This is a genomic window from Viridibacillus sp. NPDC093762 (assembly GCF_050279675.1).
GTDB lineage: Bacteria > Bacillota > Bacilli > Bacillales_A > Planococcaceae > Viridibacillus.
Genome location: NZ_JBNNUK010000002.1, coordinates 154,191 through 169,974, shown reverse-complemented (window position 1 = coordinate 169,974; position 15,784 = coordinate 154,191). Strand labels below are relative to the sequence as shown.

At 33.6% G+C, this 15,784-nt stretch carries 17 protein-coding genes, 1 pseudogene and 1 other annotated feature; of the genes and pseudogenes, 12 read left to right on the top strand and 6 right to left on the bottom strand.

Translation table 11 applies throughout. The features are described 5' to 3' along the window. Positions 1-336 precede the first annotated feature (336 nt). The 4 genes from ACQKM9_RS04655 to ACQKM9_RS04640 all read left to right on the top strand — a co-directional run bounded on the left by ACQKM9_RS04655 (position 337) and on the right by ACQKM9_RS04640 (position 2,841). Positions 337-1,422: a stalk domain-containing protein gene (locus ACQKM9_RS04655; RefSeq protein WP_427733103.1), complete on the top strand. Its 1,086-nt coding sequence runs from the start codon at positions 337-339 to the stop codon at positions 1,420-1,422. A gap of 213 nt (positions 1,423-1,635) precedes the next feature. Further along, positions 1,636-2,262, top strand: a complete 627-nt coding sequence (locus ACQKM9_RS04650) for a Type 1 glutamine amidotransferase-like domain-containing protein (RefSeq protein WP_427733101.1) — start codon at positions 1,636-1,638, stop codon at positions 2,260-2,262. 200 nt (positions 2,263-2,462) lie between these two features. After that, positions 2,463-2,597, top strand: a complete 135-nt coding sequence (locus ACQKM9_RS04645) for a hypothetical protein (RefSeq protein WP_427733099.1) — start codon at positions 2,463-2,465, stop codon at positions 2,595-2,597. 28 nt (positions 2,598-2,625) lie between these two features. Further along, entirely contained in the window at positions 2,626-2,841 is a 216-nt protein-coding gene (locus ACQKM9_RS04640) for a hypothetical protein (RefSeq protein WP_427733098.1), read from the top strand. 522 nt (positions 2,842-3,363) lie between these two features. Here the strand turns inward: ACQKM9_RS04640 and ACQKM9_RS04635 are convergent. After that, positions 3,364-3,840, bottom strand: coding sequence for an NUDIX hydrolase (locus ACQKM9_RS04635; protein WP_427733096.1), 477 nt, complete (start codon positions 3,838-3,840; stop codon positions 3,364-3,366). Between the two features lie 21 nt (positions 3,841-3,861). Next, complete coding sequence (locus ACQKM9_RS04630) at positions 3,862-4,743, bottom strand: pentapeptide repeat-containing protein (RefSeq protein WP_427733094.1); 882 nt, start codon at positions 4,741-4,743, stop codon at positions 3,862-3,864. A 389-nt stretch (positions 4,744-5,132) separates the two neighbouring features. On the opposite strand from ACQKM9_RS04630, the gene ACQKM9_RS04625 reads away from it, so the two are divergent. From ACQKM9_RS04625 to ACQKM9_RS04605, 5 genes and pseudogenes are all read left to right on the top strand, one after another. Beyond that, positions 5,133-5,552, top strand: a complete 420-nt coding sequence (locus tag ACQKM9_RS04625) for a GNAT family N-acetyltransferase (protein WP_427733092.1) — start codon at positions 5,133-5,135, stop codon at positions 5,550-5,552. 20 nt (positions 5,553-5,572) lie between these two features. After that, complete coding sequence (locus tag ACQKM9_RS04620; protein ID WP_427733090.1) at positions 5,573-6,352, top strand: GNAT family N-acetyltransferase; 780 nt, start codon at positions 5,573-5,575, stop codon at positions 6,350-6,352. 415 nt (positions 6,353-6,767) lie between these two features. Further along, a complete protein-coding gene (locus ACQKM9_RS04615; protein WP_427733088.1) occupies positions 6,768-6,926 on the top strand; it encodes a hypothetical protein in 159 nt (52 codons plus the stop codon). Between the two features lie 190 nt (positions 6,927-7,116). Continuing rightward, a pseudogene (locus ACQKM9_RS04610) lies at positions 7,117-7,450 on the top strand (aldehyde dehydrogenase family protein); the annotation flags it as partial. A 242-nt stretch (positions 7,451-7,692) separates the two neighbouring features. Then, positions 7,693-8,076, top strand: a complete 384-nt coding sequence (locus ACQKM9_RS04605) for a hypothetical protein (protein ID WP_427733086.1) — start codon at positions 7,693-7,695, stop codon at positions 8,074-8,076. Between the two features lie 233 nt (positions 8,077-8,309). Here ACQKM9_RS04605 and ileS read toward each other — a convergent pair whose 3' ends face one another. Next, the gene (gene ileS / locus ACQKM9_RS04600) at positions 8,310-11,405 is read right to left on the bottom strand and encodes an isoleucine--tRNA ligase (RefSeq protein WP_427733084.1); all 3,096 of its coding nucleotides are present in this window, start codon (positions 11,403-11,405) and stop codon (positions 8,310-8,312) included. Positions 11,406-11,459: 54 nt separating this feature from the next. Continuing rightward, positions 11,460-11,699 (bottom strand) — a binding site (T-box leader). A gap of 631 nt (positions 11,700-12,330) precedes the next feature. On the opposite strand from ileS, the gene ACQKM9_RS04595 reads away from it, so the two are divergent. Further along, complete coding sequence (locus ACQKM9_RS04595) at positions 12,331-12,567, top strand: DUF3977 family protein (RefSeq protein ID WP_427733082.1); 237 nt, start codon at positions 12,331-12,333, stop codon at positions 12,565-12,567. 42 nt (positions 12,568-12,609) lie between these two features. Here the strand turns inward: ACQKM9_RS04595 and ACQKM9_RS04590 are convergent, their stop codons facing one another. Then, complete coding sequence (locus ACQKM9_RS04590) at positions 12,610-12,738, bottom strand: hypothetical protein (RefSeq protein ID WP_427733080.1); 129 nt, start codon at positions 12,736-12,738, stop codon at positions 12,610-12,612. Positions 12,739-13,160: 422 nt separating this feature from the next. After that, the gene (locus tag ACQKM9_RS04585) at positions 13,161-14,024 is read right to left on the bottom strand and encodes a S16 family serine protease (RefSeq protein WP_427733078.1); all 864 of its coding nucleotides are present in this window, start codon (positions 14,022-14,024) and stop codon (positions 13,161-13,163) included. A gap of 299 nt (positions 14,025-14,323) precedes the next feature. Between ACQKM9_RS04585 and ACQKM9_RS04580 the strand changes: the two genes are divergently transcribed. Both ACQKM9_RS04580 and ACQKM9_RS04575 read left to right on the top strand, forming a co-directional pair. Beyond that, positions 14,324-14,656, top strand: coding sequence for a PadR family transcriptional regulator (locus ACQKM9_RS04580; protein WP_427733076.1), 333 nt, complete (start codon positions 14,324-14,326; stop codon positions 14,654-14,656). 1 nt (position 14,657) lies between these two features. Then, the gene (locus ACQKM9_RS04575; protein ID WP_427733074.1) at positions 14,658-15,224 is read left to right on the top strand and encodes a permease prefix domain 1-containing protein; all 567 of its coding nucleotides are present in this window, start codon (positions 14,658-14,660) and stop codon (positions 15,222-15,224) included. A 278-nt stretch (positions 15,225-15,502) separates the two neighbouring features. Here the strand turns inward: ACQKM9_RS04575 and ACQKM9_RS04570 are convergent, their stop codons facing one another. Next, positions 15,503-15,664 carry a YjcZ family sporulation protein gene (locus ACQKM9_RS04570; RefSeq protein WP_427733073.1) on the bottom strand — a complete coding sequence of 54 codons (162 nt, stop codon included), beginning with the start codon at positions 15,662-15,664 and terminating at the stop codon, positions 15,503-15,505. Positions 15,665-15,784 lie beyond the last annotated feature (120 nt).

Below are 15,784 nucleotides of genomic sequence, written 5' to 3'. Positions count from 1 at the left end.
GATGTGATTATTAAAGCTAAAGTTAAGCGTTATATCAATGGTGAAAAAGTTTCAGACTATACGAGAGTAGTTGGTTGTATTTTGGTTGTAAGCCGTTAAACAAGCAAAAACTAAAGCATCGTGATAGGAAAGTACCGGTATTAAGTTTTAAAAAAAGTGGCAGTGACAGGAGATATGGGGAATCCAAAGTAAATGTTAGGTTTTTAGACAATAATCGTAGTGGTGTAATGGAGATAAATGATTTGGATACTTTTGTATAAAAGGTGGAAATTATATCTATATCACCCTTTACTGCCCTATAATAAACAATATGTAACAGAAAGGGGAGTGAATAATATGAATGGTCCAAGTAAGGTATTAAGTTCTGTATTACTTAGCGGAGTGTTATTAGTGGCTAGTTTTACAAATCCAGTTGAGGTTAATTCGAGACAAACCACAGCTGCCGATAATCATAGCAATATCACGATGGTTGCTGCGACAATTAAGTACAAGGTGACTATCAATGGTAAACCAGTATCTCTTCATAATAGCTCTATTAGAATAGGCCCTAATCATATATTACCTGCAAAAAGCTTTATAAGACTATTAGGCGGAACCACTACTTTTAATAGCAAAACTAAAGTGTTAACTATTAAAAGCAATGGTACAACTTCTACAATCAAACAAGGATCTAAAGTAGCTACTGTAAACGGCAAGAAAATAACGCTATCGACAAGTGCTCAAGCAATCAATGATGTATTCATGATCCCACATGATCTAGTGGCCAAAGCTACAGGCACAAAAGTTTCTATATCAACAAGTGCAAAGACTATTGACATCACTCAGGCTACACCAATAAGCCCATCGCGTATCAAGACTAAATATCAAGGCCATACGTATGGTTCTGATAACCAATACCAGTATGATAAAACAATGGCTTATGTTAATAATTACTTCAAGAACTACAAAAGAAAATTTGTTTTTGGTTTTTGGCAACACGAACAATATGTGGACTACTTTAAAAACGGGGTAAAAATACCACCTGATTATATTCGTGGAGATGATTATTATGATGCTTTAGATGACGCTGAGCATTGGGGTGAAGATTTAAGAAATAATAAAATACCTTACTCCCAGATTGTGAAAGTCGCTGAGGTTGAGAGTAAAGCTAGAGATTTTTTAAATGACCAACCAATGTTAAGATGGGATGATGCATACGACGTATACTCGGCATACCACTTCTTTTACAAACGTAAAGGTGATTCGGATTCTTATGCACTTGCACAACAAATTGTATTTGATATGAATGGTTATAAAACTAGGATATTATCTACACCGCCGTTATCATGGTTAGAAGTAAAAATAAATGGAAAATGGTATATTCAATACGATGAATATTGGGGTGCCACATGGAGACTTTCTACTTCATCGGGGGTTCAATAGTTGGTTTCTCTGTGAATTCTGTTGCGATTGAAGGTTAGCGTTGCCGAGGATACGGACAAGGTGGCAACTGGAGAGATTGATGTCATGGCATATTTGCATGTTGGTTTGAACAATTATGTAATCAAAAAAGAGTAGTGTTCAATAAACGGGCAATTAAACCGAAAAGGCAAGCTTAAAAAGTGTGCAATTGAAATATACAATAAGGGGGACAATATGAAATTTTATCTTTCATCTTTTAAAATTGGAAATGAAGAACGGAAACTAATCGAATTAACGGAAAATGGGAATAAAAAAGTTGCATATATCAATAATGCATTAGACTTTGCGACTGATTTAGAAAGAAAAAATAAAAGTGATGTTGCGGACGTAAGTGAACTGCAAAGAATAGGTTTCACAGTGGATATTTTAGACTTGAAAATGTACTTCCATAACCATGAAGGATTGAAAGAAAAGCTTGATCAATACGATGTCATTTGGGTAAGAGGTGGCAATACTTTTGTTCTTGCACAAGCAATGAGATTAAGCGGTTTCGATGAAATCATTAAAAAGTATTATAGAGAAAAAAGAGATATTCTATATGGGGGATATAGTGCAGGTGGTTGTATTCTTGGACCAACTTTAAAAGGCATACACTTAGCAGACGAACCTGAGCAGAAACCTTACGGAAATGAACATCAAGCTATATGGGAAGGTTTATGCATTTTGGATTACGTAATTGCCCCACATTATAAATCAGAACACAAAGAATCTAACGATATGGACCGAGCAATTGAATTTATGATCGAGAATAAAATTCTATTTAAAGCATTAAAGGATGGAGAAGTAATCATAATTGAATAGACCTAATACCAAATTCTAATACAGTTTAGCAATCGGGCGCGATTGTGGTAGATCGGAAAAAAGATTGAAGGTACATCCTGCGAGATATAAGTTTTGTTTTTATGTTTAGTAAACAACTTCAATACAATGCTCTCCAAAATTGTTTTTAGAGGGAAATATTAAAATATTAAATATAATAATGGAAATGAGGCGAGTTTAAAGTGGGTTTTTTTATACTTGTTTTACTTCTTGTTTTTTCATATGACTTTACTAAAATGAGAAAACAAATGGATCGGATTATCGAGCAAAATGATGAGATGATTCAGCTAATGAAAAAAAGGCAAGAAGAGGAATAGATGCTATTTAGCTTAGGGAGGGAAAAATTTGGTATTTGAAACATTATCGGGCCAACTTTCAGTAGTGGTCACTCTAGCTTTTGGCGTATTGTTAATCGTTCTATATCCACTAATACATAAAGAGAACAGATACTTTGCTTGGTTTAGTTTTATAATGGGTGTTGTAGTTTTAATTCTATTAATTTGGTTTACATTTGGAAACGAAGTTATTAGAAACCAAATACTAAAGTATGGACTACATTAAATATGCTCACCATCTTTAAATATACATTATTTAACAGTCACTTCAAATATGATCATACTTTTTATATTGAATAAAAACAACAATGATTGAAGCCATGAATTTAGTATTTAGGTCTTTTATTTTAACTTTAGCAAAGTTTCATAAAAACAATTAAATAGACAATTCAAAAATGAGATTTTGTATAACATATCACTATTAGAGGTGGTAAAAAACACCTCTAATAAGAAAAGCGGTAAAATTGATGTATACACCAAATCTGCAATTGACATGACCGTCAGCATAGAGCTAATTAGAGATTCTCAAGACCATTGGTACAGAGCATTTAATATACAGCCGATAGACATGATGTCTATATTTTTGAAACAGGTAGGAATGGATTTGAAGAGTGAATGATAATAATGCACAGATAATCCCAAAGGATATATTATCAAGACAACAATATAAAAGGTAGATAAATTTAAGGACATTATATATTATATGTAATGTCCTTTCTTCAACTAACGATCCCTATTAGAAGAAATTTTAATCTCCAACACGTAAAAACTTTGGAGGTTTTCTCTGTACAAAATGTTTTTCAATAGACTTAAGAATTTCATCATTTCCAGGTAATGAGACAGTTTCTATCGCTTCCTCAAAAGATAACCATTGATAGTCGCTATGTTCATCATTTAATTTTACATCTTGATGGTCTTCCACAAACCCAACAAATACAGGGGCAACATATATATAATTTTCTTGGGGTGAATATATTTGATCGAATTTATTAGATGTATATAATAATACTTTTGTTATACCAGTTTCTTCTTTGATTTCTCTGAAAGCAGCTTCCCAAGCCTTTTCACCTTCTTCAATACTACCACCAATATAACACCAAACATTTCGTAGAACAGAAGAATTTCTTTTTAAGAGCAACACCTTAAATTCATCTTCCATCTTTTTTAATAAAACGGTCGCAATCCCTGTACATCGTATTGGGACTTCAAAATATATTTCACTCAATCAAAACACCTCTTTGTTTTTTTATCTCTTTTCACTTACAATCCAGTGTGTTGGACGTGAAAGCAAATGTGGTAATTTTGTTTGTTCATCACCTTTTGCAGCATTAACTTGAACTTGTGTGAGAAAGATACTGCCAGTTAGATTAGCTCCTCTTAGATCGGTATCTCTGAAATCTGCTCCAATAAGGTCAGCCATGCGTAAGTCTGCGTCTTGTAAGTCTGCCCCAATAAGATATGCCCCTCTTAAATTAGCTCCTCTCAAGTCCGCTCCTCTAAGCTTTGTCCCCATCAAATCTGCTCCTCGACGGTCAAGTGTTTTTCTTTTTTTAGAGCCAATATGCGGGGAGATTACTTTGCTCCTTATAAGTTCACTAGTGTTTAAAAGCAAAGCATTTACTACTGCTCGGTGCGATGGAACATCTAGCTTTAAAAGTTCATCTGAACTAAGTTGGCTAAGTCGTTCCGTTTCATGAAGTGCAGTGCTAAGTTCTCTATGTATTGGACTTGCTTCCTTTAAATTCAGAGCTTCAGTCAGATACCAGATCATTTCATGAAGTTGATGCATAGTTGGGAAGACATCAAACATTTTCTTCGCTATTTGTGTACTTTCGCGCCAGTCAATTCCTTTAAATGTAGTTTGAGAAACTTTTTGTCCGGCACCGAAGCAGTCAAAAACCGTGCAACCTTTAAATCCCTCTTGTCTCAGACTATTATGAATGCTACATCGAAAATCCGATTGCAAATTGCAGCATGCTTTGCCTGCCACTTTATCAATTGCAAAATCAACTGAAGCTGCGAAGGGGAGCGCTACACAACATAAACCAAAGCAGTTTTCACAATCTGCATGTAGATCACTGCGGCTAATGTCGAGTTTTGTATTAGGAAAATCACTATTATCAATCATTTGATTTACTTCCTTTGCTTAAGTATTTTAATAAATATGTAATTCGAGTAAATAGTTTGTTTGCCATTTAGATTTAAGAAACTTGTCTCTATTTTTTTCATAGTATCATTGATTAAATTTACCAGTCAATTTTTGGATATAATTAAATAAATGTGTTTATCGGAAATATTTTATATATCATTTCTATGAAGGTTACGAAAAAAATCGAAGAAGACATCATTACAATCCACATACAGCTCAATATTTGTATTCAAAAGGACCCTATCGTAAATGAATTCTTTGTAAAGATTACTCAATAATATATTCAAATGGATAAATTTGTTATAATTATTCTACTGCAATATTTAATATTCATAATGCGATACATTTAAATATACAAGGGGGTTAGCATGATGGTTACACTTAGCGATGATTTTCAAATGAATAATATTGCTAGAATGAAAGAAATTTATCAATCTGTTGGATGGAAAAAGCATAGCGAAAAAGTTATTGAACAAATATTTTCATCGAGTAATCATACTGTCTTTGCATTTATTAACGGCGAACTCGTCGGATTTGCAAGAGCTATTTCAGATGGTGTATTTAATGCAGCTATTTATGATGTAATTGTTCACCCAGATTTCCAAGGCCAAGGTATTGCGAAAATGATTGTAGATGAGCTATTAGTACAATTAAAAAGTATTTCCTGTATTCATATGATTTCAACTTCAGGAAATGAAGAATTCTACAAAAAATGTGGCTTTAAAAAGCTCAAAACAGGTATGGCTAGGTATTTAGATGTTCATTTGACTGAAGAGTATCTTACATAGTTAGAGAAAGGAGCACGACCATGAATAAAAATGAACTGATATCACTGTTCCATAAAGAACTTAGACAAGAAGCTCAAACACAAAGTTATACAAGAGAGGAAACAGAACATGTAGTACGACACATTTCACAGTTTGGAGAAACAGGGTTCATAGTCGCATCTGATGTAAATGAAGATAATGCAAGAACAATCATAAAGCAGGAGCTAAAGTATTTTAGTAGCCTAGGGCAAGATTTTGAGTGGAAAGTGTATAGCTATGATAAGCCTGACAGTTTGAAAGATATTCTTGAACAAGAAGGTTTTAGAGTAGATGCAGCAGAAGCTCTTATGGTGATGAAGCTAGATGATCATCACCACTTGCTAAAAAACAATCAACATTTCGCTTTAAAGGAAATAACGGATGAAAAAGGCATTCAAGATATCGTTGATCTAGAAGATGCAATCTGGAATGAATCACATGCTGAGCTGGGGATACGGCTTTGGAGGGATAAACAGAAGCATCCTGAATCCTTATATCTTTATGGAATATATGAGGATGATAAGCTCGTAAGTGCCGCATGGATGTACATAGAGGCTAACTCCTCGTTTGCAAGCTTATGGGGAGGTTCGACGCTACCTAAGTATAGAGGAAAAGGATACTATACATCTCTGCTAGCTGCTCGCGCAAAAAAGGCATTTGAAATAGGGCATTCTTTCCTTACTGTTGATGCAAGTCCAATGAGTAGGCCAATCCTTGAAAAGTGTGGTTTTCTTTGTCTCGCATACTCTTATGGTTGTCAGTCGCCTTCCATCAAATTGTAGAGCATCCTTTTACAATACGAGTATGTTTGTGAATAAGAAATATAAAAGTGATACATAATTTATTTAACCCATATGTATCACTTTTTATTATTATATGGGTATTGATAACATATTCTAGTACTATGATCGGACAATAAACCGTATCAACATGTAGAAGTCCAGCATATAATAATTGTTATCTTCTTTGATATTCACAGCCATTGTAGACAAAGGAATCTGACTTCTTAGTTCATTTTCCATTTTTTCTCCTGCTACCAGTCCTTTTCTGAAAATGACTTCAATTATTCGATAAGAACTTGCCTGTTTAAATGATTTTAATGCAATCAAAAGGAATTTATGAATAATTCGAGAATTATAAGAATATAAGGTATAGATTATTTTGGAGGGGATATTCATCAATAAAAGGATCAGAGTAATGATTAGTTTAATTAGTTGCCTGATTTTATGTGTTTTTGGGGTGTATAGTTTAATAACTGCAAGTGCATCTGTAATTCCAGCTGTCTTATTTACTATCGGTGGTTTTATTGGATTTATAGATGGGATTTATGAAGTTAAAAATTTTTATATTGCATGAACGGTTTGAAGTGAAATGTGAATGAACTTTAAAAAGAAAACACCAAACCCTGATAGTAACTAATATCAGGGTTTGGTGTTTTTTACTTATTCAATAAAAAACATATTGAAAGATTAATGATGGAGTTATAAGTATGACAACTGAAAACAAGTAAATAATAGTAAAACATCGGATTATCGGAGGAGACATCATGGCTAAACATTATCAATTTTACATAAATGGAGAATGGCGTGAAAGTATAAGTATTTTGTCACCTTATTTACATGAGGAAATTGGCCGTGTTCTAGCTATTACTCAGGAAGAAGTAGATAAAGCAATAAAAGGCGCAAAAAGAATGAGCACAACTTTCTGTACGCGCTCGTGGTGAATATCTATATAGTTGGGTAGATGAATTACTTGCAATGAAAAATGAAATTGCTCTATCTATCATGGAAGAAGTAGGAAAAACATTTAATGATGCGGTAAAAAAAGTGGAACGTACTGCAGATTTTATTCAATACACAATAGAAGAAGCAACACATGTTAGTTAATTGCGATTGATCTTCCTTAACTATTAAAAACGCCAACGACTTAGTGAATATAGAAGAATCATGATACAAGAATACTAAGAACATAATGTTGTACATATTATTGAATAGTCATAGTAAAAAGAAAAATCTAAAGCCTTTTTTGTATGGACAAGGCAAGTTGATAGAAATTAAACAATAACATTTTTGAAAGTGGTTCATTATATTAATTAGTCTCTTTCAAATAGGAGGAGTTAAAAATGGAAAGGCCAATTGGAGTTAAATTGATTAGTTTTTTCTATATTTTTGGAGCGGTTGTTTTACTTCTCACCTCTATTTTTTATAATCATGAACAGAACGTTATAGGAATTGCTAAAAGGTTCGGTGTCCCTAATGCGCCTGAGCGAATATTGAGGATAATACTTGCATTGTTAACCTTTGTAATGGTCTATGGATATGCAAATTTGAAAAAATGGGGATATTGGTCAATGATTGCTTACTCTATTCTTTTTGGATTGTTAAGTATGACATTGATGACCACTCAAAACATACAACCTTTTTTAGGCAATATGATTTGGTCATTGATTATCTTGATTTATTCAATTTGCATAAAAGCTGCTTTTTTTAAGAGCAAAGAAGTTTAGTGAAATTCAATATGTTTAATTAAATATTGAGTGGAGTTTGTTGATGAAACTGCTATTGATCTGATAAGTCCTGTTATTTGGATTCTTTTATTACATGAACTTATTATTTTAGTTTGCTAGTAAATAAGCAAATTCTTTATTTTCAAATTAAAAAGGCGTCCACAAGCCGATATCGACTTAATGGACAGCCCCTTTCTAGTGATGTTTACACAATTGTACTTCTAACCTCGTTATCAATAACGCATTGTTACCTTCACAAGTTCTGCATTTAATTGTACATCAATAGGTTGCTCATTTTCTTCTAATGGATTAAATGTGATGTCATTTACAAGTAAATTTTCTCTCATTAAATCTTCAAAACGAAGGATCATTTCTTTTACTTCAGTACTTGTAACAATGTTAAGAGATACATACATCTCGACTGGTAAATCTAATTTCTTTCTTGTGTCTTGAATTGTTCTAATAAGCTCTCTGATTTGTCCTTCTTCAATTAATACAGGCGTTAATTGTACATCTAGCAGTACTTTTAATTGGTGCTCGCCAGTTATCTCAAAACCAGGTGTTACAGCAGATTCTACAAGAATGTGCTCGGATTTTAAAGTATAGCTATCTTCGTTTACATTAATCTGTACTTTGCCTTGAGAAAGAATTGTTTGTTTCTCTTCTTCCGGAATATTTTCTACATATTGCTTAATGGAGTTGACCGCTTTACCAAATGCTGCACCAGCCGTTTTGAAATTCAATTTGAAGTTAGCTGATTCATATTTCGAGATATCATTTGCAAATGAAACTGTTTTGACGTTTAATTCATCTTTGATAATATTTGTATAAGCATCTAATGAACTAGAGTCTCCATTTTGCCAAACGATGATTTGTTGAAGCGGTTGCTTTGTTTTTAATGAAGTACTATTACGAATACTTCTTCCGAATTCCACTATTTTTAAGATGGTTGCCATATCTTTTTCTAACTCTGGATTCATAACTGTTTCATCCGCTATTGGGTAGTCTTGTAGGTGTACGCTATTGTTGTGTAGTTTTAAATGAATATCCTCTGCGATATAAGGTACAAAAGGTGCTAATAAGCGGCTAATTGTACTTAAAGTCTCAAATAGGGTAGAATAAGCTGCTTTTTTGTCTTCTGATAGACCAGAAGCCCAGAAACGATTTCTAGAACGTCTTACATACCAATTACTCACTTCATCAACTAACGCTGCAATCTCTCTTGTCGCAGCTGTAAATTGAAATTCATCCATAAACTCTGCTACAACTTTGACTGTATTATGCAAACGAGATAGCATCCATTGATCTAAAATTGTTTTCTTACCTGTTTGGTTTGCATCATATTCAAAACCATCAATTTTCGCATACATCGCATAAAATTTATACGTATTATCTAATGTATCCACTAGCTTTGATTTTGCATCTTGCACTGTCTTTTTCGAGAATCGTTTTGGATTCCAAGGCGAACTATCAATCAAGAATGCCCAACGTAGAGCATCAGCACCATATTCTTGAATCAATTCAACTGGATCTAGCGCGTTGCCTTTACTCTTAGACATTTTCTGGCCGTTCTCATCTAATACATGACCTAAAGATAAAACGTTCTTATATGGTGCCTGACCAGTAAATAGGGTAGAGACTGCTAAAAGGCTGTAGAAGAAGCCACGTGTTTGATCAATTCCTTCAATAATTACATCTGCAGGGAATTGTTTTTTGAACTTCTCTTTGTTATCAAATGGATAGTGGTGTTGCGCAAATGGCATTGAACCGCTGTCAAACCAAACGTCAATAACTTCTGGTGTTCTTTCCATCTGTCCATGACATTTAGGGCAAGCGCATTGGACAGCATCAATATAAGGCTTGTGAAGCTCTATACCATCAACTAAGTTTGTTGTAGCGATTTCTTTTAATTCTTCAATGCTACCAGGTGCTACTTCATAGCCACAATCATTACAGATCCATACATTCAACGGGGTGCCCCAGTAGCGGTTTCGGCTAATATTCCAATCCACTAGGTTTTCAAGGAAGTTTCCGAAACGCCCGTTTTTGATGTGCTCAGGATACCAAGTGGCCGTTTCATTATTCGCAAGCATTTGCTCTTTCAGTGACGACATATTGATAAACCAGCTATCCGTCGCATAATAAAGAAGCGGTGAATCACAACGCCAGCAGTGTGGGTAGCTATGCTCATACTTTTCTTTGCTAAATAGCAGACCTTTTTCAGAAAGCATTTTTATAATATCTACATCACAGTCTTTCACAAATTTGCCTTCAAGATCAACTACCTCTGCTGTGTAACGACCTTGCAAGTCAACCACATTTACAAAAGATAAACCATTTTGTTGAATAGTTTTATAGTCATCTTCACCGTAAGCCGGTGCGATATGAACGATACCGGTACCACTGCTCTCTGTTACATATTCAGCTAAGACAACGATATGTCCTTTTTCTACAGTTGCATAATTGAATGGGGGTAAATAACATACGCCTTCAAATTCAGTACCTTTATGCTCACTTAGAACTTTAACATCTCCACCTAGTACTTTTTCAACTAATGATTTAGCAACAATGAAGATCTCTGATTCTTTTTGCACTCTTACATACGTTAGCTCTGAATTCATAGCAAGTGCTACGTTTGCTGGTAAAGTCCAAGGTGTTGTCGTCCAACCTAAGAAGAATTCATTTTCTTTATCAGCTAATTTGAATTTCACAGTAGCTGATAAATCTTTAACGTCTTTATAACCTTGTGCGACCTCATGTGAACTTAATGATGTTTGGCAGCTAGGGCAGTAAGGTGATACACGATGTCCTTTATATAACAATTTGTCTTTATGCACTTTACTCAAAATGTGCCATACACTTTCGATATAGTCATTGCTTAATGTCATATAGGGATCATCCATATCAACCCAATAACCTAGTTCTTCGGTAAATGAACGCCATTTCTTCTCGTAAGTGAAGACACTTTCCTTACATTTGTTGATAAATGGCTCTATACCAAAACGTTCAATCTCTTGTTTACCTGAAATACCTAGTTGCTTTTCAACACCTAGTTCTACAGGAAGACCGTGTGTATCCCAGCCTGCTTTTCTCTCTACTTGAAATCCTTGCATCGTTTTATAACGTGCCACAACATCTTTAATCGTTCTGCCAAATGCATGGCCTACATGGGGTAGCCCATTTGCAGTTGGTGGACCTTCATAAAAAACAAACGGTGTGCGTCCTTCTCTTGCATCAACAGAAGCTTGAAAAGTATCTTGTTCTGTCCACAGGTTACGAATGCGTTGTTCACGCTGTACTGTATTTTCTTTACCTTCAATCGAATTCATTGATATCGCCCCAATACTAAATTATATAAAAACATACAAAAAACCCCGTCCCAAGTAAGGGACGGGGTTAACCGCGATACCACCCTAATTCTATTGAAAACCGCTCAATAGCACTCAGCAACGTACAATCATACGTGTTCCTTTTAACGGCGGACACCCGGATAGACCTACTAAATCTTCAGACTATCTTCTCAGAGAGGATCTTCACATTACACTTAAACACTGACTTGCACCGATCTGTCAGCTCTCTAGGGAATAAGGTGTAAAGCTACTATTTCTCTTCAACGAATTTGTATGCTTTTATTGTGCATAATGGTAACAGAACAGAAATAAATTGTCAAATCATTAAAGTAGTTATCTTCATTATACAGAAATGAAAGAAGTGAAGGGTTGTTACTAGTTTGTAGGTATAGAAACCTGGACACCTGGATACTTAAAGTTTAGATAATGGTAGATAAAGAATAGAGAAATTTAATAATTCAAAAATAAACGAACGTATTGGAAATGAGACAACTGAAAATAGTGTAATGTGAAAAGGATATTATATATTCAAAATAATATATAAATTAAACATGAAATTTAGTAGAAAGATTGAATTCACTATAGCGTTTTAGAATACAAAGATACACAAATCTATTTTTCACGAACGCTCACAGCAACTACAATTAATAGATAAGCACTTTGTAAGTGTTGATACATAAGCGTTTACGAAGGATTTTTCACTTGATTTTTTATTGCAGAAATCATTCATTTTAGGACGAATGAAGGAAAATTAAGTAATATTTTATAAGTATTTGTCATTTTGTAAATTCAGGTTTGAATTTCGATATGTTACTATTAATGTTACCAATCTATTTTTTTCCAATAGTAAGATGACAAATACTAATTACATTAAGTGATGTACAAATTTGAAGGGGGATCAAAAATGAAATTTATTGAAGTCGGAATTGGCAATACGTGGATAGTTAGAACAGAGACAGAATTACAGGACGGTTCTGAATTTGAGGAACGGGGTATAAAAGGACCCATTATTTTTGAATCGTTCTATCTTCGAATTTGGTTATTTAAAATGGTAGTAATCCTAGATTCAAAGGAGGGTTTAAAGAAGATGAAAAAGAAGCGAAACTCCCTTAAGTTAGTATTGGGTATTCAAAGTAAATAAGATATTGAAGGAAACTTCGCATATTCGTTATTAAAATTTGTGTTACAGTCGTTTACGAAGTTCTTTTAGCTCGTCACCTATTTTTTTTATTTCTTCTGTTTGCTCTAAAACATTATTATTTAATCTCCTTACAGCTTCAAATACAGCGAAATTTGCGCAAATTATTATCAAAATAATCACAATTTAGTCCCTTCTTTCTAATTACATAATAGTACTTAGCATAACTTAATTGTATTATTATGTAAATGTTATATGGATTATATATAGGATAGGCGCGAACTAATTGAATTATTAGATTTAAAATATTTAAAAGGTGAAAATGAAATGAAACACTGTAATTTGGTTCATAAGCGTATTAATTGTAATAGTAGTTTTGCCACTATTAATCTGGTTATTATTAGACATTCAGCCTTAGGCTGAATGGTTAGATTAATGAAACTAAGATGTTCTTTTGAATTAGTTTAATAGATTGGTTATGTCATGCTAATCTAGACTTAGGTTTCCTTTATTTTCTCAGCTTTGTTAATGTAGATACAAATAAGGCACCCTACATTGTTTATAAGCCGCAATGTAGGGTGTCTTACTTATATTGTTCATTTACTTTTTTTGTTTAATTCATTAATCAGTTGAACTGCTTCATCTACTTGAGCAACATCAAGAATTTTTATGCTTACGTTTAGTTTCTTTTGTATTTCCATAGCTTCTTTTCTATTTGCACTTGGGATGATCATCAATGAAAAACCGGATTTCTCAGCAATTTGCATTTTTTCTTTTAAAATCCCAATTGGTATTACGTCTCCCGTTTCGCTTATTGCTCCCGTTACAGCGATTTTCAATTCATTTTGCAAATCGCCTTTCAATATTAGTCCTGTCAACGCTAAACCTAATCCAGCACTACTCCCTTCAATTTGATCGCTATTTAAAAAATCATTAATATGCTCATCTTCCAGTCCTAAAAAATGATTCACGTTTCCTCTCATTTGATCTACGCTATCTTCCCCAAGATGGAACCATTTCAGTAATTGAAGGTTCTTACTTCCGTATCGATCCGAATTGGTGATCTTAGTAATATCCAAATAGTCTGATTGTTGTTCGTTTAAAAGGTCGATAACAGCTTTTTTGTTTTCAGTGAATTGGAAAACAACTCTATTTACTCCTAATAAATAGATTCCTGAACCAGTGTATACTTCTAGAGGGGCCGTATACCTATATGCAGCGTGTTTGTAAGAATCATAAAATAGTAGGGGCAGTTCGTAACAAAATAGTAGGGTCATCAACGATGTAGTTAATATGATTTTTCGTTTGATAGCACGTTTTTTCCAATACACAATAAGGGCAATCGATAAAAGGATTAAGCTAAGTAATAAAATAACTACAAAAGAAACTCCACTAATTACATCTTGAAGATACAAAAACAGAAATACGAAATAATAAATCATCGTTATAATTACAGCCATTATATAAGGTAAACTCCCTTTGAGATTAAAGATAATTCCTTCACTCCTCCCAATAGTGCCAGTATATTTTAAACTTCTAGAAAAATGCTATAACCCCTTTATTTTAAGAATTATTTATTTTTTAATTTACATTAAAAACCATTTAAACAGTGTAGATGAACGCTTTATAAACGGATTCATTCATACAAGTAAGAGCTATTTATACCTTACTTTAAACTATACATTGCTTTATAAGGTATACATGTTTTATAATCTGTTTATACCTAACAAAGCAATGTATGGTTGAAGGAGAGAATTACGTGGAAATTGATAAGGAGATATTACGAGGTTATATAGACACAATCATATTAAGCTTGCTTTACCATGATGATATGTATGGCTATGATCTAAGTAAAGAAGTTAAAAAACTAAGTAAGAATTCATTCGAAATAAAAGAAGGAACTTTGTATTTATCATTTAAACGTTTAGAGAAAAATGGCTATGTAACGAGCTATTGGCAAGAAGGAAGTGCAGCGGCCAGGAGAAAGTACTATCATCTCACGAATACAGGAAAAGATTATTTAAGCCATAAAAAGACGGAATGGCTTTTCATGAAACAATTAATGGATCAATTTTTGGAAGGAGTCGATTAATATGACATTAAGTAAAGAAACAAAAAACAAAATCAATCATTTCGTGAAGCAGAATACTAAGTTAAGTGTAAGTGACAGTAACGAGCTTACATACTTTGAAGAACTTGCGATTCAAGCGAATCAAACATTAGGGGAGGCGAAGAAGACGGCTGCTAAATTTAAATGGTCATCACAAAAGAATAAGGAAGCTCAAGAAGAATTAATGAGTTATATGGACGATTATATTCAAGATTTGATGATAGAAGAAGGCATCTCTGAAGCAGATGCATTTGAAAAGGCTAAGGCATCGTTTGCAGTTGAAAATCCAGATAATCCTATGTTAGATAGAAATGCGAAATGGATGCAATATCTCGAACCAAATATAGAGGAAGCAATTGGGCTATATTACGCAGCATTTATGTTCATCGGTTTAACGTTAGGTGCGTTATTAGGGGTTATATTGCAAATGGTTGTGTTAAAAGAGAGTATTGGTTTATTATTCTTTATTATCACAGGTATTGGTTTAATGATGGGTCTTGCTTTCGGGATGTTGAAAAATGCTAAAATTCGTTTAAATAGCACAAAATAATAATAATAATAGTGCTATTAATTCCACCGGATATTAATTCTTCAATTTTATTTAATACTGCCTGTTTACCATATACAACTACAATTTTTTGACTTAAGTTGTTTTTTATGTCAATTCCTCCTTAAATTATTGTGCTCTTTTATTCTTTACCCTTAATGTAAAAAGTGTAAATGGAACCCAATGTTTTTCGTTATAAAACAATAAAAGAGGCAGGTTTTATAAACCTGCCTCTTTTTGGTGGATTATGATTTTTATCCAACAGTGTCAATTATAGCTACCTAACAGTAGCCACCGCCACCGTATCCACCGCCACCATAGTTCATGAAACTTGCGCCAATAATAATTAAAAGAATAAACAGAACGATAAGTAATGCGAAGCCTGATCCACTACGTGAACCACCGTCGTATCCGCCACTTGTATTGCCCATTGTATTGCCCATACTGTACACCTCCTATACATCTGATAGTTCATTCTATGTCAATATTGAAAGTGTGTTTGGGTTCAATGATGTAGTTTTTTAAAATTATTTTTTAAATAACCGGATAGTTGTTTTATAATC